The 19,905-nt window shown below is 59.4% G+C and carries 18 protein-coding genes and 1 pseudogene; 14 read left to right on the forward strand and 5 right to left on the reverse strand.

The window, feature by feature from the left end; genetic code table 11:
* Window positions 1-135 precede the first annotated feature (135 nt).
* The 6 genes from AB4O11_RS07660 (at window position 136) to AB4O11_RS07685 (ending at window position 5,441) form a co-directional block, all read left to right on the forward strand.
* Window positions 136-999, forward strand: coding sequence for a YicC/YloC family endoribonuclease (locus tag AB4O11_RS07660; protein WP_093429970.1), 864 nt, complete (start codon window positions 136-138; stop codon window positions 997-999).
* A gap of 12 nt (window positions 1,000-1,011) precedes the next feature.
* Window positions 1,012-1,632, forward strand: coding sequence for a guanylate kinase (gene gmk, locus AB4O11_RS07665; protein ID WP_008078609.1), 621 nt, complete (start codon window positions 1,012-1,014; stop codon window positions 1,630-1,632).
* A 167-nt stretch (window positions 1,633-1,799) separates the two neighbouring features.
* Complete coding sequence (gene rpoZ, locus AB4O11_RS07670; protein ID WP_003177259.1) at window positions 1,800-2,063, forward strand: DNA-directed RNA polymerase subunit omega; 264 nt, start codon at window positions 1,800-1,802, stop codon at window positions 2,061-2,063.
* Between the two features lie 57 nt (window positions 2,064-2,120).
* Window positions 2,121-4,226, forward strand: coding sequence for a bifunctional GTP diphosphokinase/guanosine-3',5'-bis pyrophosphate 3'-pyrophosphohydrolase (gene spoT, locus AB4O11_RS07675; RefSeq protein WP_064589822.1), 2,106 nt, complete (start codon window positions 2,121-2,123; stop codon window positions 4,224-4,226).
* A 24-nt stretch (window positions 4,227-4,250) separates the two neighbouring features.
* The gene (locus tag AB4O11_RS07680) at window positions 4,251-4,631 is read left to right on the forward strand and encodes a RidA family protein (RefSeq protein ID WP_003229509.1); all 381 of its coding nucleotides are present in this window, start codon (window positions 4,251-4,253) and stop codon (window positions 4,629-4,631) included.
* Between the two features lie 69 nt (window positions 4,632-4,700).
* On the forward strand, window positions 4,701-5,441 hold the full coding sequence (locus AB4O11_RS07685) for a putative periplasmic lipoprotein (RefSeq protein ID WP_099757516.1): 741 nt from the start codon (window positions 4,701-4,703) through the stop codon (window positions 5,439-5,441).
* Between the two features lie 139 nt (window positions 5,442-5,580).
* On the opposite strand, the gene AB4O11_RS07690 is transcribed toward AB4O11_RS07685, so the two are convergent.
* Window positions 5,581-6,438 (reverse strand): SDR family oxidoreductase, encoded by an 858-nt coding sequence (locus AB4O11_RS07690; protein WP_320336150.1) that lies wholly within the window; start codon window positions 6,436-6,438, stop codon window positions 5,581-5,583.
* Between the two features lie 188 nt (window positions 6,439-6,626).
* Between AB4O11_RS07690 and exbB the strand changes: the two genes are divergently transcribed.
* The 6 genes from exbB to AB4O11_RS07720 all read left to right on the forward strand — a co-directional run bounded on the left by exbB (window position 6,627) and on the right by AB4O11_RS07720 (window position 13,535).
* Complete coding sequence (gene exbB / locus AB4O11_RS07695; protein ID WP_099757518.1) at window positions 6,627-7,586, forward strand: tonB-system energizer ExbB; 960 nt, start codon at window positions 6,627-6,629, stop codon at window positions 7,584-7,586.
* A 6-nt stretch (window positions 7,587-7,592) separates the two neighbouring features.
* Complete coding sequence (exbD, locus tag AB4O11_RS07700) at window positions 7,593-8,021, forward strand: TonB system transport protein ExbD (RefSeq protein ID WP_007920333.1); 429 nt, start codon at window positions 7,593-7,595, stop codon at window positions 8,019-8,021.
* Entirely contained in the window at window positions 8,018-8,764 is a 747-nt protein-coding gene (locus tag AB4O11_RS07705; RefSeq protein ID WP_093429658.1) for an energy transducer TonB family protein, read from the forward strand. Before exbD ends, AB4O11_RS07705 begins: the two co-directional genes overlap by 4 nt.
* A gap of 276 nt (window positions 8,765-9,040) precedes the next feature.
* Window positions 9,041-9,970 (forward strand): LysR substrate-binding domain-containing protein, encoded by a 930-nt coding sequence (locus AB4O11_RS07710; RefSeq protein WP_460130407.1) that lies wholly within the window; start codon window positions 9,041-9,043, stop codon window positions 9,968-9,970.
* A 9-nt stretch (window positions 9,971-9,979) separates the two neighbouring features.
* Window positions 9,980-12,055 carry an ATP-dependent DNA helicase RecG gene (gene recG / locus AB4O11_RS07715; protein ID WP_316917317.1) on the forward strand — a complete coding sequence of 692 codons (2,076 nt, stop codon included), beginning with the start codon at window positions 9,980-9,982 and terminating at the stop codon, window positions 12,053-12,055.
* Between the two features lie 79 nt (window positions 12,056-12,134).
* The gene (locus AB4O11_RS07720; protein WP_460130408.1) at window positions 12,135-13,535 is read left to right on the forward strand and encodes an aminoacyl-tRNA deacylase and HDOD domain-containing protein; all 1,401 of its coding nucleotides are present in this window, start codon (window positions 12,135-12,137) and stop codon (window positions 13,533-13,535) included.
* 90 nt (window positions 13,536-13,625) lie between these two features.
* On the opposite strand, the gene AB4O11_RS07725 is transcribed toward AB4O11_RS07720, so the two are convergent.
* Complete coding sequence (locus AB4O11_RS07725; protein WP_460130409.1) at window positions 13,626-14,987, reverse strand: NHL repeat-containing protein; 1,362 nt, start codon at window positions 14,985-14,987, stop codon at window positions 13,626-13,628.
* A 264-nt stretch (window positions 14,988-15,251) separates the two neighbouring features.
* Here AB4O11_RS07725 and AB4O11_RS07730 point away from each other — a divergent pair.
* Window positions 15,252-15,471: pseudogene (locus AB4O11_RS07730) on the forward strand (DUF6124 family protein); the annotation flags it as partial.
* Here AB4O11_RS07730 and AB4O11_RS07735 read toward each other — a convergent pair.
* On the reverse strand, window positions 15,457-18,066 hold the full coding sequence (locus tag AB4O11_RS07735; protein WP_460130410.1) for a hypothetical protein: 2,610 nt from the start codon (window positions 18,064-18,066) through the stop codon (window positions 15,457-15,459). The pseudogene AB4O11_RS07730 and the gene AB4O11_RS07735 sit on opposite strands and share 15 nt — an antisense overlap.
* A 192-nt stretch (window positions 18,067-18,258) precedes the next feature.
* The gene (locus tag AB4O11_RS07740) at window positions 18,259-18,642 is read right to left on the reverse strand and encodes a hypothetical protein (protein ID WP_007920327.1); all 384 of its coding nucleotides are present in this window, start codon (window positions 18,640-18,642) and stop codon (window positions 18,259-18,261) included.
* A 365-nt stretch (window positions 18,643-19,007) separates the two neighbouring features.
* Here AB4O11_RS07740 and AB4O11_RS07745 point away from each other — a divergent pair, with 365 nt between their 5' ends.
* The gene (locus tag AB4O11_RS07745; RefSeq protein WP_093429654.1) at window positions 19,008-19,370 is read left to right on the forward strand and encodes a DUF6124 family protein; all 363 of its coding nucleotides are present in this window, start codon (window positions 19,008-19,010) and stop codon (window positions 19,368-19,370) included.
* 57 nt (window positions 19,371-19,427) lie between these two features.
* Here AB4O11_RS07745 and AB4O11_RS07750 read toward each other — a convergent pair whose 3' ends face one another.
* Complete coding sequence (locus tag AB4O11_RS07750; protein WP_095119799.1) at window positions 19,428-19,859, reverse strand: hypothetical protein; 432 nt, start codon at window positions 19,857-19,859, stop codon at window positions 19,428-19,430.
* Between the last annotated feature and the right edge of the window lie 46 nt (window positions 19,860-19,905).

The following is a 19,905-nucleotide window of genomic DNA, read 5'->3' on the forward strand; positions in this document are numbered from 1 at the left end:
CACACCGTGTGTTTGGGCGCATTCGCCGCACTGCGCTACAATCCTGCGCCTTTGCTGCCAGTCGGCTTAAATTCATACATATCGCGCCTGCGGAACACAGGTTTCGCGCCGATCTGCATTTGCGAGGTCACCGCCATGGTGCACAGCATGACCGCCTTCGCCCGCGTCGAAAAAGCCGGCGCACAGGGCACCCTGAGCTGGGAACTGCGCTCGGTGAACAGCCGCTATCTGGAACCGCACCTGCGCCTGCCGGAGTCGTTTCGCGACCTCGAAGGCGCGGTGCGTGAAGCGCTGCGTCAGGGCCTGTCGCGGGGCAAACTGGAATGCACCCTGCGTTTCACCGAAGAAAGCACCGGCAAAACCCTGCAAGTCGATCGCGAGCGCGCCGCGCAGCTGGTCGCAGCGGCTGAGACCGTGGCTGGCCTGATCAAGAACCCTGCCGCACTCAACCCGCTGGAAGTGCTGGCCTGGCCCGGCGTACTGGTGGGCGATGCGAGCGACCCGCAGGCGCTGAATGCCGACGCACTGGCGCTGTTCAATCAAGGCCTGAAAGAGTTGAAGGCCGGCCGCGAGCGCGAAGGCGCGGAGCTGGCACGCCTGATCAACGAGCGTCTGACCTCCATTGAAGAAGACGTGGTGACCCTGCGTGAACTGGTGCCGCAGATGCTCGCGACCCAGCGCCAGAAAGTCCTCGATCGCTTCGCCGACATGAAGGCCGAACTGGATCCGCAGCGTCTCGAACAGGAAATGGTCATCCTCGCGCAAAAGAGCGACGTGGCCGAAGAACTGGATCGCCTGAGCACCCACATCATCGAAGTTCGCCGGGTGCTCAAGTCCGGCGGTGCCGCCGGTCGGCGCCTGGACTTCCTGATGCAGGAACTCAACCGCGAAGCCAACACACTGGGCTCCAAGGCCTTCGACCCGCGCAGCACCCAAGCCGCCGTCAACCTCAAGGTGTTGATCGAGCAGATGCGCGAACAAGTGCAGAATATTGAGTAAGGCTACCCCGACATGACCCACAGCACCGGCACCCTGTACATCATTTCCGCGCCATCGGGCGCGGGCAAGAGCAGTCTGGTCAAGGCCTTGACCGATGCCATACCGGAAATTCGCGTTTCGGTTTCCCACACCACCCGCGCCATGCGTCCGGGTGAAGTGGACGGCGTGAACTATCACTTCGTGACCCGCGAAGAGTTCGTGAAGATGGGCGAGCATGGCGACTTCCTCGAACGCGCCGAAGTCTTCGGCAACTTCTACGGCACCTCGCAAAGCCGCCTGCAGCAGACGCTGGACGAAGGTCACGACCTGATTCTGGAAATCGACTGGCAAGGCGCCGAGCAAGTACGCAAGCTGATGCCGCAAGCACGCTCGATCTTTATCCTGCCGCCGTCGCTTCAGGCCCTGCACCAACGCCTGACCAATCGCGGTCAGGACAGCGACGAGATCATTGACGGGCGGATGCGCGAAGCGGTCAGCGAGATGAGTCACTATGTCGAATACGACTACCTGATCATCAACGACGATTTTGCTCACGCACTGGACGATCTGAAGGCGATTTTCCGCGCCAATCAACTCCAGCAGAAACGCCAGCAAGTACGTTTCGGCAAATTGCTGGCCGAATTGCTCGGATAATCAGCACTTCCCAAAACAGCTGCAAGCGCTTTACATTGGTGCTTGCAGCGCGTTGAAGGGCTTGGTCAAAAAATCAGCGCTTCCCTAATCGCTGGTGATTTTTTAAACTGTTGAGTCCGCTCGCCCAACCGGGCAGCGCGCATATTGCATTCGCTCCGAGGAATACCATGGCCCGCGTAACCGTTGAAGACTGCCTAGAACACGTGGAAAACCGCTTTGAGCTGGTCATGCTCTCTACCAAGCGTGCCCGTCAACTGGCCACCGGCGGCAAAGAGCCACTGGTTCAGTGGGAAAACGACAAGCCGACCGTTGTCGCCCTGCGTGAAATCGCTGAAGGCCTGATGAGCTACGAGTTCATCGCCAACGCTGAGATCGTCGAAGACGAACCGCTGTTTGCAGCGTTCGAGGACGAGTCCAACGAGGCCGTCTAAGCCTATGCCTGGTCGACGTAGCACGGCGCGGGATCACAGCTTACGGCAGGAATCATCATGCCGAGCATAGACGCCCTCGCCGATCGCTTATCGACCTACCTCGGCAACGACCAGGTCAACCTGGTCCGCCGAGCGTATTTCTACGCCGAACAAGCCCATGACGGTCAACGCCGTCGTAGCGGCGAGGCGTACGTCACGCATCCTCTTGCCGTGGCCAATATTCTTGCCGACATGCACATGGACCATCAGAGCCTGATGGCGGCGATGCTGCATGACGTGATCGAAGACACCGGTATCGCCAAAGAAGCGCTGCAAGCGCAGTTCGGTGAAACCGTGGCCGAACTGGTCGACGGGGTCAGCAAACTGACCCAGATGAATTTCGAGACCAAGGCCGAAGCCCAAGCCGAAAACTTCCAGAAAATGGCCATGGCCATGGCACGCGACATTCGCGTGATCCTGGTCAAACTCGCCGACCGCCTGCACAACATGCGCACGCTGGAAGTGCTGTCCGGCGAAAAGCGCCGACGCATCGCCAAGGAAACCCTGGAAATCTACGCGCCCATCGCCAACCGGCTGGGCATGCATGCCATTCGTATCGAATTTGAAGACCTTGGCTTCAAGGCCATGCACCCGATGCGTTCCGCGCGGATCTACCAAGCGGTCAAACGCGCCCGGGGCAACCGCAAGGAAATCGTCAACAAAATCGAAGAATCCCTTGGCCATTGCCTCGCCATCGACGGCATCCAGGGCGAAGTCAGCGGTCGGCAGAAACACCTCTACGGCATCTACAAGAAAATGCGCGGCAAGCGTCGGGCCTTCAACGAGATCATGGACGTCTATGCGTTCCGGATCATCGTCGACAAGGTCGATACCTGCTACCGCGTGCTGGGTGCTGTACATAATTTGTACAAACCGTTGCCAGGGCGCTTCAAGGATTACATCGCGATTCCCAAGGCCAACGGCTATCAGTCGCTGCACACCACGCTGTTCGGCATGCACGGCGTACCGATCGAAATCCAGATCCGCACCCGCGAAATGGAAGAGATGGCCAACAACGGCATCGCCGCCCATTGGCTGTACAAGTCCAGCGGTGACGAACAGCCGAAAGGCACTCACGCCCGCGCCCGCCAGTGGGTCAAAGGCGTGCTGGAGATGCAGCAACGCGCCGGCAACTCGCTGGAATTCATCGAGAGTGTGAAGATCGACCTGTTCCCGGACGAGGTCTACGTGTTCACACCCAAAGGCCGGATCATGGAGCTGCCGAAAGGCTCCACGGCGGTCGACTTTGCCTACGCGGTACACACCGACGTCGGCAACAGCTGCATTGCCTGCCGGATCAACCGTCGACTCGCACCGCTGTCCGAACCGCTGCAAAGCGGCTCCACGGTCGAAATCGTCAGCGCTCCGGGCGCACGACCGAATCCGGCATGGCTTAATTTCGTGGTCACCGGCAAGGCGCGCACGCACATCCGTCATGCGCTGAAACTGCAACGTCGCTCGGAGTCCATCAGCCTCGGCGAACGCTTGCTGAACAAAGTGCTCAACGGTTTCGACAGCGCGCTGGAAAAGATCCCGGCCGAACGCGTCAAAGCCATGCTCACCGAGTACCGCCTCGAACTGATCGAAGACCTGCTCGAAGACATTGGCCTGGGTAACCGCATGGCCTACGTGGTCGCCCGCCGCCTGCTTGGCGAAGGCGAGCAGCTGCCAAGCCCGGAAGGCCCGCTGGCGATTCGCGGTACCGAAGGTCTGGTGCTGAGCTACGCCAAGTGCTGCACGCCGATCCCGGGCGACCCGATTGTCGGGCACCTGTCGGCGGGCAAAGGCATGGTCGTGCACCTGGACAACTGCCGTAACATCAGCGAAATCAGGCACAACCCGGAAAAATGCATCCAGCTCTCGTGGGCCAAGGATGTCACCGGCGAATTCAACGTCGAACTGCGCGTCGAGCTGGAACACCAGCGCGGCCTGATTGCCCTGCTGGCCAGCAGCGTCAACGCAGCCGACGGCAATATCGAGAAAATCAGCATGGACGAGCGCGATGGTCGCATCAGCGTGGTCCAGTTGGTGGTCAGCGTCCACGACCGTGTGCACCTGGCCCGCGTGATCAAGAAGCTGCGCGCCTTGACCGGGGTGATCCGCATCACCCGCATGCGTGCATAACCTGCCTATTACAAGGAGTCATACATGACCAAAACCGTAATCACCAGCGACAAGGCCCCGGCCGCCATCGGTACTTACTCCCAGGCGATCAAGGCAGGCAACACCGTTTACATGTCGGGTCAGATTCCTCTGGACCCAAAAACCATGGAACTGGTTGAAGGCTTCGAAGCCCAGACCGTCCAGGTATTCGAGAACCTCAAAGCCGTGGCTGAAGCCGCTGGCGGTTCGTTCAAGGACATCGTCAAACTGAACATCTTCCTCACCGACCTGAGCCACTTCGCCAAGGTCAACGAGATCATGGGCAAGTACTTCGACCAGCCATACCCGGCTCGCGCCGCCATCGGCGTGGCTGCCCTGCCAAAGGGTTCGCAGGTTGAAATGGATGCCATTCTGGTCATCGAGTGATGCGCACGGCGCGGCCTTCAAACGCCGCGCCGACTGCTCAGCAAGAAAAGGTTTTGAAAGGATTCCACCATGCGCAAAGCGCTAGCTCTCCCGCTGCTCGCCATTTTCCTCGGCGGCTGCGCCAGCAACCCTGCCGACCGTGACATCAGCGGCACCTGGATCAACCAGGTGGCGATCGATGCCGCAGCCAAGGGCGGCCCCCTGCGCGAAGCGCTTCAGGCTTACGGCCCGAACCTTGAGTGGGACGTCAACACCAAGGCCGGTCAGGCCCGCTACACCAACGGTTTTGAGAACGTCGAAGGACGGCTACTGGGTGAGAAATCCGGCGCCTGGAAAGTCGACTTCTATGGCAGCTCCGCCAGCGAGCTGAAACGCGACGGCGGGCAACTGCAGCAAGCCGCCAGCGAGAACGAACCCGAGCAGCTTTTCGACCGTGCGCAGATTCCGGTGCCGGAAGGTGCGCCGATCGGCGCCAGTTTCGAACGTGCGCTGTATTCCGCCTACATGGGCGGCAGCTGGACAATCGCCAGTGGTCAGGGCGAAGGCAGCACCGTGCAGTTCCAGGCTGACGGCCAGGTTTCCGGGCTGCCAGGAGCCGACCGTTATGCCTTGTGCCTGGCAGGTGATTGCGCTTCGATGAGCAGCACCAACGACAACATGTGGTTGCAGCTCAACGGTCAGGGCAATGCCTACATCTTTGCGCGCAAGGGCAAGGAACTGGAGATTTTCCAGGCAGTGAACACCGCGCTGGCGGATGAAATGCCGCAATACACGCCGGGCGAGCGTAAGTGGTTGCTGGAGAAGCAGTAATCCGGACCACAATCCGCTGAGATCCCCTGTAGGAGTGAGCCTGCTCGCGATAGCGGTGTAACAGTCAGCATAAGTGTTGAATGTTAGACCGCTATCGCGAGCAGGCTCACTCCTACAGTTGTTTTGGGGTGTCAGGAAGTCAGCACTTACCTTCGAGGATCGCGGCATAGCCCTCGCGGTAACTTGGGTACGCTGGCGTCCAGCCCAACGCTTTCGCCCGGGCATTGCTGCATCGCTTGCTGCCCGTGCGCCGAACGCTGGCGTCTTCCGCCCATTCGGTAACGCCCAGATATTCACGCAACCAGCCCACCACTTCGGCCAACGGTGCCGGTGCATCGTCCACGCCGATGTAGAAATCCTCCAGCTTCACGCCCTGCCGATCCTTCTCCAGCAGAAACGCCAGCAATCCCGCCGCGTCGTCAGCGTGAATCCGGTTGCCATACAGCGGCGGCTCCACCGCGACGCGATAACCGCGACGCACCTGAGTCAGCAGCCATTCGCGACCCGGGCCGTAAATCCCGGTCAGGCGCAGGATGCTCGCAGGGATTCCACTGTTTAGAGCCACCTGCTCTGCTTCGAGCATCAGTCGCCCGGAATAACCCGCAGCGACCGTCGCGGATGCCTCGTCAACCCACTCGCCATCCTGCTGACCGTAGACACTGCTGCTGGATACGAACAGCAGCCGCTCAGGAACTTGCCCGTAATCGTCCAGCCAGCTCAGGACATTCTGCAAACCCTGCACATAAGCCGCGCGATAACCGGCCTCATCGTGATCAGTCGCTGCAGCGCAATACACCAGATAGTCCACGGCACCCACCGGCCAGGTCGCCGGGCAGTCTTCGTTGAACAGGTCGCCGGCAACGCCGATCACCCCAGCAGGCAGCTTCGAAACATCCCGGCGCAGGCCGTGAACTTCCCAACCAGCCGCCAGCAATTGCCTGGCCAGACGACTGCCGACATCACCACAACCGGCAATCAAAACAGAAGGCGCGGACATCAAAAAACTCCTATCGGAAAGACACAGACTAGCGCTGGCAAAGGACGGGCGGCTAGCAATGAAGGAAAAAAAGATACTCTATTACTTTTGTTAACAAGAATTACTTGCAATAATGCACCTCACTTTTGTTCTCGGCCTCACGAGGCCTGGAAGAGCATCAACGTTTTTCTATCTCAGGTCCGGCCAGCATGACACGCAATCAAATCCCCGCTTCGCCAACCAATCGACCTCGCGCCTGGAGCGCGCTGGCGGCTCTGCTGCTCAGCATGATGCTGGCACCGACCGCCGCGTTCGCCGACGCACAAGCGCCAGCAGCCCCGGCCGCGACCGAACAGCACGCACCGGCCGCCAACGCGCCTGCCGCTGCTCCCGCTGCCACTGATCCAGTGCAAGCGGTAGACGCTGCCGACGTACCTGAAGTTCTCGAAGCGGACAACAGCCTGGGCATGGCCCACGACCTGTCGCCGTGGGGCATGTACCAGAACGCCGACATCATCGTGAAAATCGTGATGATCGGTCTGGCCATCGCTTCGATCATCACCTGGACCATCTGGATCGCCAAAGGCTTCGAGCTGATGGGCGCCAAACGTCGTCTGCGTGGCGAAATCGCCGCTCTGAAAAAAGCCACCACCCTTAAAGAAGCCAGCGCCACCGCCGGCAAGGAAGGCACCCTCGCCAACCTGTTGGTGCACGACGCCCTCGAAGAGATGCGCTTGTCGGTCAACAGCCGCGAGAAAGAAGGCATCAAGGAACGCGTGAGCTTCCGCCTCGAGCGTCTGGTAGCGGCCTGCGGTCGCAACATGAGCAGCGGCACCGGCGTCCTCGCCACCATCGGTTCCACCGCGCCGTTCGTCGGCCTGTTCGGTACCGTGTGGGGGATCATGAACTCCTTCATCGGCATCGCCAAAACCCAGACCACCAACCTTGCTGTCGTAGCGCCCGGTATTGCTGAAGCGCTGCTGGCCACTGCATTGGGTCTGGTTGCGGCGATTCCTGCGGTAGTGATCTACAACGTCTTCGCCCGTTCCATCGCCGGTTACAAGGCGCAGGTTTCCGACGCGTCGGCAGAAGTTCTGCTGCTGGTCAGCCGCGACCTCGATCACCAGCCTGAGCGCAGCTCGCAACCGCACATGGTGAAAGTGGGGTAATCGGCCATGGGCCTGCATTTGAAAGAAGGCGCAGACGACGATCTGGCCGAGAACCACGAAATCAACGTCACGCCGTTCATCGACGTGATGCTGGTGCTGTTGATCATCTTCATGGTGGCCGCTCCGTTGGCCACCGTGGACATCAAAGTCGACCTGCCGGCCTCGACCGCCAAACCGGCGCCAAGGCCAGAGAAGCCGGTGTTCCTCAGCGTCAAAGCTGACCAGCGCCTGTACATCGGCGACGACGAAGTGAAAGCCGAAACCCTTGGCGCCGTGCTCGACGCCAAGACTCAGGGCAAGAAAGACACCACTATCTTCTTCCAGGCTGATAAAGGCGTGGATTACGGCGACCTGATGAGCGTGATGGACAAGCTACGCTCCGCCGGTTACCTGAAGGTCGGCCTGGTCGGACTTGAGACGGCAGCCAAGAAATGATCACGACGCGCCATAAGCTGACGCGTTACAGCGGTAGCCTGGCCGTGGTGCTGGGCGTGCATGCGCTGGCCATCGCGCTGGCACTGAACTGGACCGCCCGCCCGCCCATCGAATTGCCCCCACAGGCAATGATGGTCGAGCTGGCCCCGGTTCCAGCCCCGCCACCGCCTGCTCCGCCGAAAGTCGTCACACCGCCGCAGCCACCGGCTCCGGTTGAAGAGTTGCCGATTCCGAAGTTGGCCGAAGCACCGAAAGCTGAAATCGCGGTGCAGAAGCCCAAGCCGAAGCCAAAGCCTAAACCGCCGAAGCCGGTCGAGAAGAAGCTGCCTGATCCACCGAAGGAAAAACCTTCCGAGGAGAAACCGGCCGATACACCACCGACCCCGGCACCGACGGAGAAATCCGCTGCACCGGCGCCCGGCCCGTCGCCGGCACAGTTGGCAGCCAAGGCCAGTTGGCAAGGCACTCTGCTTGCGCATTTGGCCAAGTACAAGAAGTACCCGCAAAGTGCACAGGCGCGGGGCAAGGAAGGCTTGAACCGTCTGCGTTTTGTAGTCGATGCCGAAGGCAACGTGTTGTCGTTTGAACTGGTGGGCCGCTCAGGCAACGCCGATCTGGACCGGGCCACCCTGGAAATGATCCGCCGCGCACAACCGCTGCCCAAGCCACCGGCCGACATGTTGACCAACGGTTCGATCGAAATTGTTGCGCCGTTTGTTTACTCCCTCGAACGCCGCCGCTAAGCCACACCGCAATACCCTGTGGGAGCGAGCCTGCTCGCGAAGAGGTCGTGTCAGTCAGCACATGCTTGTCTGACCCACCGCTTTCGCGAGCAGGCTCGCTCCCACATGGGTTATGAGTCGACCGTTAAATCGAGAGAAAGGCACCGAAGGTGCCTTTTGCATATCTTGCAACGGCAAACCGACATTGCCCGGTGTCGCATTCCACACTCAGTCTGATAACGTGCGTCTATCGATTGCAGCCGGTATGCTTGGCCCGCATCTTCATGGACGCTTGCTATGACCCTCACAGAATTACGCTACATCGTTACCCTCGCCCAAGAGCAGCATTTCGGCCACGCCGCCGAACGTTGCCACGTCAGCCAGCCGACCCTGTCGGTGGGCGTGAAAAAGCTTGAAGACGAACTCGGTGTGCTGATTTTCGAGCGCAGCAAAAGCGCCGTGCGCCTGACCCCGGTCGGCGAAGGCATCGTCGCCCAGGCGCAGAAAGTCCTCGAGCAAGCGCAAGGCATCCGCGAACTGGCCCAGGCCGGCAAGAACCAGCTGACCGCACCGCTGAAAGTCGGCGCGATCTACACCGTCGGCCCGTACCTGTTCCCGCACCTGATTCCGCAACTGCACCGGGTCGCCCCGCAGATGCCGTTGTACATCGAAGAAAACTTCACCCACGTGCTGCGCGACAAACTGCGCAACGGCGAGCTCGACGCGATCATCATCGCCCTGCCGTTCAACGAAGCCGACGTGCTGACCCTGCCGCTCTACGACGAGCCGTTCTACGTCCTGATGCCGGCGCAGCACCCGTGGACGCAAAAAGAAACCATCGACGCCGGCCTGCTCAACGACAAAAGCCTGCTGCTGCTCGGCGAAGGCCACTGCTTCCGCGACCAAGTGCTGGAAGCCTGCCCGACCCTGACCAAGGGCAACGATGGCGCCAAGCACACCACGGTTGAATCCAGCTCGCTGGAAACCATCCGCCACATGGTCGCGTCCGGTCTGGGCATCTCGATCCTGCCGCTGTCGGCGGTCGACAGCCATCACTACGCCCCCGGCGTGATCGAAGTGCGCCCACTGTCGCCGCCGGTGCCGTTCCGCACCGTGGCCATTGCCCGGCGCGCGAGCTTCCCACGGCCAAAAGCCATCGAGATCCTCGCCGACTCCATTCGCCTGTGTTCGGTGGCCAAGCCAGCGGCACCGGTTACAGCCGGTTAAGCGAGCGTCATGACGGAGCTGTCGCAAGTGTCGGTGACGGCACTCAAGGGTGTCGGCGAAGCCATGGCCGAGAAATTGGCCAAGGTCGGTCTGGAGAATCTGCAGGACGTGCTGTTTCACCTGCCGCTGCGTTATCAGGATCGCACCCGCGTGGTGCCGATCGGCGCGCTGCGGCCGGGGCAGGACGCCGTGGTCGAAGGCACCGTCAGCGGCGCCGACGTGGTCATGGGCCGACGCCGCAGCCTGGTCGTACGCCTGCAGGACGGCACTGGCGGACTCAGCCTGCGCTTCTACCATTTCAGCAACGCACAGAAAGAAGGCCTCAAGCGCGGCACGCGGGTTCGCTGCTACGGCGAAGCCCGGCCCGGTGCGTCCGGCCTGGAAATCTACCACCCGGAGTATCGCGCCATCACCGGTGACGAACCGCCGCCCGTGGATGAAACCCTGACCCCGGTCTATCCGCTCACCGAAGGTCTGACCCAAGCGCGCCTTCGTCAGTTGTGCATGCAAACGCTGACCCTGCTCAAGCCAGATACCCTGCCCGACTGGCTGCCAACCGAACTGGCGCGCGACTATCAACTGGCGCCGCTGGCCGATGCGATCCGCTACCTGCACAACCCGCCCGCCGACGCCGACGTCGACGAACTCGCCCTCGGTCATCACTGGGCGCAACATCGCCTCGCTTTCGAAGAACTGCTGACGCACCAACTGTCGCAACAGCGTCTGCGCGAAAGCATGCGTTCCCTGCGCGCGCCCGCGATGCCGAAAGCCAAAAAGCTGCCGCCGAAATACCTGGCCAACCTCGGCTTCAACCCGACCGGCGCGCAACAGCGCGTCGGCAACGAAATCGCCTACGACCTCAGCCAGCACGAACCGATGCTGCGGTTGATTCAGGGCGACGTCGGCGCGGGTAAAACCGTGGTCGCCGCCCTCGCCGCACTGCAAGCGCTGGAGGCCGGTTATCAGGTTGCGCTGATGGCGCCGACCGAGATCCTCGCCGAACAGCACTTCATCACCTTCAAGCGCTGGCTCGAACCGCTGGGCATTGAAGTCGCGTGGCTGGCCGGCAAGCTCAAGGGCAAGAACCGCGTCGCCGCGCTGGAGCAGATCGCCAGCGGCACGCCGATGGTGGTCGGTACCCACGCGCTGTTCCAGGACGAAGTGCAGTTCAAGAACCTCGCGCTGGTGATCATCGACGAACAACACCGCTTCGGCGTGCAGCAGCGTCTGGCGCTGCGGCAGAAAGGCGTCGGCGGGCGCATGTGTCCGCATCAACTGATCATGACTGCCACGCCGATTCCGCGGACGCTGGCGATGAGCGCCTACGCCGACCTCGACACCTCGATCCTCGACGAACTGCCGCCCGGGCGCACCCCGGTCAACACCGTGCTGGTCACCGACACCCGTCGCGTCGAAGTCATCGAACGCGTGCGCGGTGCCTGCGCCGAGGGCCGTCAGGCCTATTGGGTGTGCACGCTGATTGAAGAATCCGAAGAGCTGACCTGTCAGGCCGCCGAAACCACGTTTGAAGACCTCACTCTTGCCCTCGGCGAACTGAAAGTCGGGCTGATTCACGGGCGCATGAAACCCGTCGAGAAGGCCGCCGTCATGGCCGAGTTCAAGGCCGGCAACCTGCAACTGCTGGTCGCCACCACGGTGATCGAAGTCGGCGTCGACGTGCCCAACGCCAGCCTGATGATCATCGAAAACCCCGAGCGCCTCGGTCTCGCGCAACTGCATCAATTGCGCGGACGTGTTGGCCGAGGCAGCGCCGCCAGCCATTGCGTGCTGCTCTACCATCCGCCGCTGTCGCAGATCGGTCGCCAGCGCCTGGGCATCATGCGCGAGACCAACGACGGCTTCGTCATCGCCGAAAAAGACCTCGAACTGCGCGGCCCCGGGGAAATGCTCGGCACCCGCCAGACCGGTCTGCTGCAATTCAAAGTTGCCGACCTGATGCGCGACGCCGACCTGCTGCCCGCCGTCCGCGACGCCGCGCAAGCCCTGCTGGAACGCTGGCCAACCCACGTCAGCCCATTACTCGATCGCTGGTTGCGTCACGGGCAGCAATACGGCCAAGTGTGAGCACCGTCGCAGTTTCTGACAGATCGTTCCGACCAAGCTGGTTATACTCCTGCCATTGTTTCAAAAACGGATACAGACCATGACCGAAGCCGCTCTCGCCCCCGAATCCCCGCACGCGCCGTCTGTTATTCGGCTGCTGCTAGGCAAGCTGGGCATCGCCTACGAAGAAGTGCTCGACCACCACGGCCTCAATGCATCGCGCAAGGTACAAGCCGTGTTGCTGGACGACGCCGTCGGCGCGCTGATGGTGCTGTTTCCGCAGAGCCAATTGCTCGACCTCAACCGCCTCGCCGAACTCACTGGCCGGCGTCTGACTGCCGTGTCCACCGAGCGCCTGGAAAAGATGCTCGGCAAACACAGCCTGAGCCTGCTGCCGGGCCTGCCAGCGCTGACCAGCTCGCCGTGCCTCTACGAAGAAAGCCTGCTGCGCGAACCGAAGTTGCTGATCAACTCCGGCGAGCCGGGCCTGCTGCTGGAAATCGCCAGCGAAGACTTCAAGACCATGCTGACCAAGGCCAGCGCCGCCAACTTCGGCGAAGCCCTGAGCAGCATCCGCCCGAACCTCGACCGCCCGGACGATGACCGCGAGGAAATCACCCAGGCCGTGCAAGCGTTCACCGCGCGGCGCATTCAGCAGCGTCTGGAAGCGACCATCGAGATTCCGCCGCTGGCCGAAACCGCGCAAAAAATCATCAAACTGCGCGTCGACCCCAACGCCACCATCGACGACATCACTGGCGTCGTTGAAACCGACCCGGCGCTGGCCGCGCAAGTGGTGAGCTGGGCGGCATCGCCGTACTACGCCTCGCCGGGCAAGATCCGTTCGGTGGAAGACGCGATCGTTCGCGTACTCGGCTTCGATCTGGTGATCAACCTCGCGCTGGGCCCGGCCCTCGGCAAGACCCTGAGCCTGCCCAAAGACCATCCGCAACACACCACGCCGTACTGGCAGCAGTCGATCTACACCGCCGCCGTCATCGAAGGTCTGACCCGTGCCATGCCGCGCGCCCAGCGCCCGGAAGCCGGCCTGACGTATCTGGCCGGTCTGCTGCATAACTTCGGTTACCTGCTGCTGGCCCACGTCTTTCCGCCGCACTTCTCGCTGATCTGCCGCCACCTGGAGGTCAACCCGCACCTGTGCCACAGCTACATCGAGCAACATCTGCTCGGTATCAGCCGTGAACAGATCGGCTCGTGGCTGATGCGCTACTGGGACATGCCGGATGAGCTGGCCACCGCCCTGCGCTTCCAGCACGACCCAAGCTACGACGGCGCCTACGCCGAATACCCGAACCTCGTCTGCCTGGCCGTGCGCTTGCTGCGCAGCCGCGGGATTGGCTCCGGCCCGGATGAAGACATTCCGGATGCCCTGCTCGAACGCGTTGGTCTGACCCGCGACAAAGCCAACGACGTCGTCAGCAAAGTGCTTGAGGCTGAAGTGCTGCTGCGCGAACTGGCCTCGCAGTTCAGCCAGGCCTAAACGCAAACAGGCCCGCTCCCCCAGGATTTACACAAATCCCTGTGGGGAGTGAGCTTGCTTGCGATAAATGCATTTCAGCCAAGACCCGCCTCACACGTAACGTGCAACCCAGCCCTTCGTAGCGACAGGAAAAGGCTCAGCCTCTTTATATGAACTACCGCACATTACAATACGTTTATCCCGCATCAGCACCATGTCATAGGCACTGTTGCACCAATACTCATCCTCGAATATGACATAGCCTTTGCCATTACCATATTTGGTATCCAGTTCACCTGTTGCGAGGTAGCGCGCCGTTATCGTTCTGAGTTCCTCCGTCAGAAGGCCAATGCCAGTATTGCCGAACACAACAATCGAACTATCTTCTTGAGAAGTGCAGCCTCCCCACCCGAGACCCTGCGGCACCAAGAGAGAAAACAGTGGGTTGCCACCATTGAATATGCGATTGAATGAACCACTAGCGTTCAACTTGAAGATCAACCCGCTACGCACACCGCGATGAGCCTCCCCTATCCCAACGATTGCGCCGTCTTCCGACCGGATCTTCAGGCCGTGCACCTGGATATAACCAGTATGAGGAATGGTCACAGCGATGCCACCGTTGAACCCGGCATCCACCTGACCATCTGGGCCAAGGCGCGCCACATAGGCTCCAAGAACTTTAAGACTATCGTCAGAGTAATACCCTCCGACTAGCACTTTCCCGTCCGCTTGAAGTGCAATCGCCCCACCTGAATTAGACGCATGAGTAACGCCCGGTAGCTCCACCCTCGCAGACCCACCATTGAAAGAGCTATTTTTCGAACCATCCGCATTGAAACTCAAGACAAGACTTCGTGCCTGCAGCCAACCCACCGAGACACTGGTTAGCAAAAAAATCTTGCCGTCGGCTTGCTCGGCAGCAACGGCATTGACACCAAGGCTAGCGCTTCTAAGGTTACTGCCATCCAATTGAGAAGCGCAGCCAAGTGCCATGCTCTTATCGTCAGGGTAACCAATATCCCGTCGATTGATTAAAAGAACGCCGCGCTCAGCAAAAGACTCATCAAGCCTGCCGTCTGCAGACTGACGCACAACAAACAACCCAGTCTCGGAAATGTCGTCGCCTACGAAAACCATGTACAGGCCAAACACTAACCACCCACCGTCCACCAGCGCAGTCAGGCCGGAAACCGTCACTTGAAATCCATCGTCGAACTGGATTTCAACGAAGCCCAGTTTGCGCTCGCCAAAACTCTTGTCGAGTGCTCCGTCCTCATTCAGGCGCATTAAAACAAGGTTGGCATCCACACCAAGTTCCACCATGGCAACCAACAGCTTGTTGTCAGTTAGTTCCAGGATCGCATCAGGTGTCATCGCTGAAATTTCGGGACGTGGAAAGCTCACCACGCCCTGGTCACCAAAATTCAGGTCAAGCTTTCCTTCGGCAGATAGCGCTTCAATCCTCTTCATCATCGAACTCCCTGTGATTTCCATGCGCCCACCAATGGACACTGCTCACAGTGAAACACCAACAAGTACTCGAACACACCTGTCAGACCTGACAGGTGTGTTCGAGTATTTAAGAGTTTTGAAGAGGGTTTACGAGTCACTCAATTACCCGCCCTGGCTTTGAAAAACAGCCTGGACATGCCAACCAGACATCACGGTTTTGGCTTGGCCTTCCTCGGCTTCAAATACTTCATCAATTCCTGAAACCACAACACCAGCGCCGGTTTGGAATCAAAGGAATTCCACGAAGCCGCCAAACGCGCCCTCGACCACCATTTCAAACCAGCCCTCGATCCACATCCCAAACGTGAGAACGGCCTCTTCAAACTCTCCCCCGGCACCGACGCCGAAGCCCTCATGGTCAACGCCTCGGAAGATCTCCTGTCCATCAGCGTCATCGCCTGCGACCTGGGCCGACGACCTCCACGGCTTAAGCCGACTTGTCCAGGTAACGGATCACCCAGCCTTTATCGTATCCAGAGTCGGTGAAATACACTCCGCCCACCACGATGCGCCCATCGTCCATTACCGCCATGCCGTGGGGGTATTCGAAACCCGCGCTTTCATTGAAAACGGTAAATCCCGAACCAAAGAAAGAGGAGTCTGGAGAACCATCCGCCAGAAAGCGTGCGGTGACCGCGCTGAGATTCTCGTCAAGCGCGCCAGTGCCACTGTTACCGCAAACGATGACTGAACCGTCCGTACGCGGCACGCAATGCAACCATCTGACGCCTTGGGACACAGGTGACGAAATCAGTGGTTGACCATCATTGAACACCCGATTGTAGGAGCCGCTGAGATTGAGCACCGCAATCAAGCCCTGAGAGACGCCCTCCACCGCCGCACCGCCGGCCACAACAATCTTGTCGTCGACGATTGCCGCAACGTCCAGGCTGATCCATTGATCGAGGGGCACGTTCACCGCTCCGTTGACTCCAAAGCGTGTGTCAACCTTACCCGTAGCGTCGAAACGAGTAACGAAGGCGCCATGCCCACTCACCGCAAAGTAATTGCCGCAGATCACCACGGCGCCGTCAGCCTGGGTCGCGGCCGCCTGCGCAACGATGTCCAAAGGCGAAATATCTGCAAGCTCTACGAACGCAAAGCCCGTGCCGTTGAAGGTCGTATCGGGTGAGCCATTCGGCTCGAACCTCAGAACGATACCTTTTGTCCGGCGGGAAGCATCCTCAACGTTACTGACCACGACGATTTTTTCGTCCAGTTGTTGAGCGACCATCCCTGCTGCGCCATTCCCTGCGGCACCGCTGGCAGACGCTTGCACCACCCCGGTATATCCGCCGCCCATCTTCGCGTAGGGAAGATAGAGCGCACCTTGTTCCCCGAAAGACGTCTGCAGTTGCCCGTCCTCGCGCTGTCTGACCAGCACCAGGCCCGTCGAGTTATTCGCGCCCTCTTCCGCGTACTGAGCACGAACCAGCCAGCCGCCATCGCTCAGCGGTGTAAACCCGAGGATCCGGCTCATGTAAAAATTTTCTTTCAGCCTGATCTCGACGTAGCCGGAGCCTTCTCCACCGAAAGCTGAGTCGAGAGCACCGTCTTCAAGCAGACGAACGACCTGCGTAGGTGCACCGGGCGTTGAAAGGCGAACGGCAACCAGCAATTTGTTTTGCGGCAGCGCCAGCAGCGCCCTGACGTCATATCCCGAGAATCCGGGGAATGGAAATCTGAGGATGCCACCGTCGCCGAAGGTCGGATCGTTATTCAAGGATGGCGTGCCCGCCACATAGCGCACGAAACGCCCAGGGACGTTGGGAAGATCAGAATGGACGGAGAGTTCGATGCACACCACGATCCGGCCGTCCGTCATAACGGAGACACCTCGCGCAAAGGCAGCCCCTGCGCTGTCTTCAAACAGCGCATGCCCCGTACCGTTGAAAGCCGTATCCGGTTTTCCATCAGCAAGAAAACGCGCCGTCACCATGGCTGATTCACCCTGACCGACAACAACGATCGAACCACCCACCTGCGAGGTGTGCGTCCATGCCAACCCTTTTAGTAACGGCGAAAACAGCGGCTTGCCCCCATTGAATACAAGGTTGGGCGCGCCGCTGGTCGTGAATGCAACGATCAACCCACCGTCGAGACCACCACGCTGGGCTTGGCCCGCGACGATAATCCTGCCATCGCCTTCACGTACCGAAATCGACTGCAGAAAACTCTCGCCTTCATCATCGGGCATCAACACGGCCACACCGTTGTTGAATTGACTGTCCGGCGCGCCACTTGCGTCCAGACGCGCCAGAAAAACTCCACGACCTCCCGACCCGTCCTGGTATGAACCGCAGACCAGCACCTTGCCATCGGCTTGAATGGCGATACCGTAGACGTTATTCGATGTGGCGACATCCACAACCACATAGCCTGAACCGTTGAATGATTGATCGAGTGAGCCATCCGCTAACAGACGAATCACAACACCCGCTGGCAGTGGTGCATCATCAAAAAACACTAAATGGAGCAGGACGATTTTGCCATCCACCTGCCGGGCCGTTGATCGTGATGGGACGCGGGCAGTCTGTGAGGATCCGGTGTTCGGGTGACTTGCCTCACGCGGCACGCTAGCGGGATGGGGATTGCCGTAATGGGAGATAAACCGCATGCCGTTGGTGCCGAACGATTCGTTCAGTTCACCGGTATTTTTCAGGCGGACTAGTGCAAGGCCAACGTCATTGGAGGTAGTCGAGGAATATTGAAGGTGTATCAGCCAACCATCATCCTCAAGCGCATCGAGACCGGATACATAGCTGATCCGAGCACCTTCCAACGCTATTTCAACAAAACCTCTGCGCGCGGGACCAAAGGTTTCGTCCAGCGAACCGTCGTCATTCAGCCTCGCAATGGCAACCGGGGCATTCGCTCCCGTTAAAGGTATCGCAACGAGTAATTTTGCATCGGGGAGCGCCAGGACCGCCGCCGCTTCGTCGCCCGCGATACCAGGTATCGGTAAGGTCAACACACCATCCTGAGCAAATGTCGGATCGAGAGACCTAGGGATCGAAATACTGTGTGTCTGCGTCATGAGCTTGCTCCATCAAGTCAGTCAAGTCCCTTAATGCCGGAACTGGAACTTGAGTAGAACATCGCGACTGTGCACGAAACACCTGATAGAAATGACAGTCCGGCAGTCTTTGCGAGCCACAATGATGGCCTTACAAGACAAGCGCACCGTTATTCAGTGCGCGTGCATGGGTTTGTTCTAGCCAGCGACTTCCTAAGCTTTAGCCTTCGCCTTTCTTGGTTTCAAATACTTCATCAACCCTTGAAACCACATCACTAGCGCAGGGTTGCCCTTAAGCTGGATCGACTTGTCCTGAATGCCCTGCATAAACGCCAACTGCTTGTTCTTCGCCTGCATCGTCGCAAAGCCATAACCGGCATCTTTAAACGCAATCGCAAACGCCGGCTCTGCGACCACGCCAGACTTGCTGGTGATGCGCTGATCCTTGACCACGAAATGCCGCGCCACTTTCCCGTCCAGCGTCTGTAGCTGAAATACCAGATCCTTGTCACCCAACTGCTGCTGGAACGCAGGATTTGTCCGGCTGGCCTTACCCATCAACAAACCCATCATCCACAGAAGAAAACGAAATTTCATGCGCACAGCCTCAAAAGGAAAATGAACGGCCGGGGCAGTGTAAGGGATTCGGACGATAACGCCAGTATCTGACTCTGTTGGAGGATGATGCAGTCCAATTCCCGCACGATGACCGCCAAGTCACGATTCCGCAGGCAACGTCCTACACCTGTTGAAACACATCCCTGTAGGAGCTGGCGAAGCCTGCGATCTTTTGATCTTCCGGCCCGCGAATCTATGGGAAATTTCCTGCAAAGTGCGGTGCTGTCCATGAACTAGGCGAGTTGGCTGGCTATCGATAGGCTTTGTGTGTCGCCGCAAAATCGGTGGCCGGATGTGCAAGTCCGAACTCGGGGAAATCAATTAACTGCTCAGGATTTACACCGATGACCGATGAAACATTCAGCGCGGAAGCAACCTCGCCCTACGAATCCCCCAATTCGAAGAAATTCCACGAAGCCGCCGAACGCGCCCTCGACCACCATTTCAAACCAGCCGTCGATCCACACCCCAAACGCGAGAACGGCCTCTTCAAACTCTCCCCCGGCACCGACGCCGAAGCCCTCATGGCCAACGCCTCCGAAGACCTCCTGTCCATCAGCGTCATCGCCTGTGACCTCGCCGACGACCTCCACGGCTCCCGCCGCTCGGTAGCGCTGGCCCTGAGCAGAATGGCGGATGGGGTGAGATTGATGGTGGAAGGGACGCTCGACCAGATTGAAGTGCGAAGCGTGGCGGCTAAGCCGTAGCGAGGTTTGTGGATGAAAAAAGGGGACGTTAAGTCCCCTTTCTGAATATTCCCTGCTTCACCACTGGCAACCTGTTTCAGGTTTCGAATCCACGTTGTAATCGTTTTCAAACGAATACTTCTTTGCGGATTTGTAATTCGTATACGACATCGCATCAACCCGGCCACCCTGAGTGACCATCTGATACTCACCTGTCAGTGCGCCATCAACTACTTCAACCCAAGTTGTCGTGTACTGGTAGGGCCGGCCATACACGAGTTCTTCTTGTTCAGTACTGCGATGAACCAACCCAATAGCCTTTTTTGACTTGCTGTATTTGACGCCAGCACCGCTCCATTTGGCGACAGAGTCGTAATAGGTTCTGAATTCAAAATTTATGGGTTTGCCTTCGTAGGAGCGGAAGCAAAAAACCTCGGTCGTGACCTCGCTATGAGCCGCCAGAGGAACGAAAACGAGCAACGCGGAAAACAATGCAGACGAAAATTTCAAACCGAACATTCCTTTAGCGGTTCATCGGTACAGAACACACAGTTAC

The sequence above is a fragment of the Pseudomonas sp. H1_D05 genome, assembly GCF_054682705.1.

Excerpts from the sequence above, each read along its gene's own strand:
- AB4O11_RS07745 (WP_093429654.1), top strand. The coding sequence starts at position 19,008 with ATGACCGATGAAACATTCAGCGCGGAAGCAACCTCGCCCTACGAATCC.
- rpoZ (WP_003177259.1), top strand. The coding sequence starts at position 1,800 with ATGGCCCGCGTAACCGTTGAAGACTGCCTAGAACACGTGGAAAACCGC.
- AB4O11_RS07705 (WP_093429658.1), top strand. The coding sequence starts at position 8,018 with ATGATCACGACGCGCCATAAGCTGACGCGTTACAGCGGTAGCCTGGCC.
- AB4O11_RS07690 (WP_320336150.1), bottom strand. The coding sequence starts at position 6,438 with ATGTCCGCGCCTTCTGTTTTGATTGCCGGTTGTGGTGATGTCGGCAGT.
- AB4O11_RS07735 (WP_460130410.1), bottom strand. The coding sequence starts at position 18,066 with ATGACGCAGACACACAGTATTTCGATCCCTAGGTCTCTCGATCCGACA.
- AB4O11_RS07720 (WP_460130408.1), top strand. The coding sequence starts at position 12,135 with ATGACCGAAGCCGCTCTCGCCCCCGAATCCCCGCACGCGCCGTCTGTT.
- AB4O11_RS07740 (WP_007920327.1), bottom strand. The coding sequence starts at position 18,642 with ATGAAATTTCGTTTTCTTCTGTGGATGATGGGTTTGTTGATGGGTAAG.
- recG (WP_316917317.1), top strand. The coding sequence starts at position 9,980 with ATGACGGAGCTGTCGCAAGTGTCGGTGACGGCACTCAAGGGTGTCGGC.
- gmk (WP_008078609.1), top strand. The coding sequence starts at position 1,012 with ATGACCCACAGCACCGGCACCCTGTACATCATTTCCGCGCCATCGGGC.
- AB4O11_RS07660 (WP_093429970.1), top strand. The coding sequence starts at position 136 with ATGGTGCACAGCATGACCGCCTTCGCCCGCGTCGAAAAAGCCGGCGCA.
- AB4O11_RS07685 (WP_099757516.1), top strand. The coding sequence starts at position 4,701 with ATGCGCAAAGCGCTAGCTCTCCCGCTGCTCGCCATTTTCCTCGGCGGC.
- spoT (WP_064589822.1), top strand. The coding sequence starts at position 2,121 with ATGCCGAGCATAGACGCCCTCGCCGATCGCTTATCGACCTACCTCGGC.
- AB4O11_RS07725 (WP_460130409.1), bottom strand. The coding sequence starts at position 14,987 with ATGAAGAGGATTGAAGCGCTATCTGCCGAAGGAAAGCTTGACCTGAAT.
- exbD (WP_007920333.1), top strand. The coding sequence starts at position 7,593 with ATGGGCCTGCATTTGAAAGAAGGCGCAGACGACGATCTGGCCGAGAAC.
- AB4O11_RS07710 (WP_460130407.1), top strand. The coding sequence starts at position 9,041 with ATGACCCTCACAGAATTACGCTACATCGTTACCCTCGCCCAAGAGCAG.
- AB4O11_RS07680 (WP_003229509.1), top strand. The coding sequence starts at position 4,251 with ATGACCAAAACCGTAATCACCAGCGACAAGGCCCCGGCCGCCATCGGT.
- exbB (WP_099757518.1), top strand. The coding sequence starts at position 6,627 with ATGACACGCAATCAAATCCCCGCTTCGCCAACCAATCGACCTCGCGCC.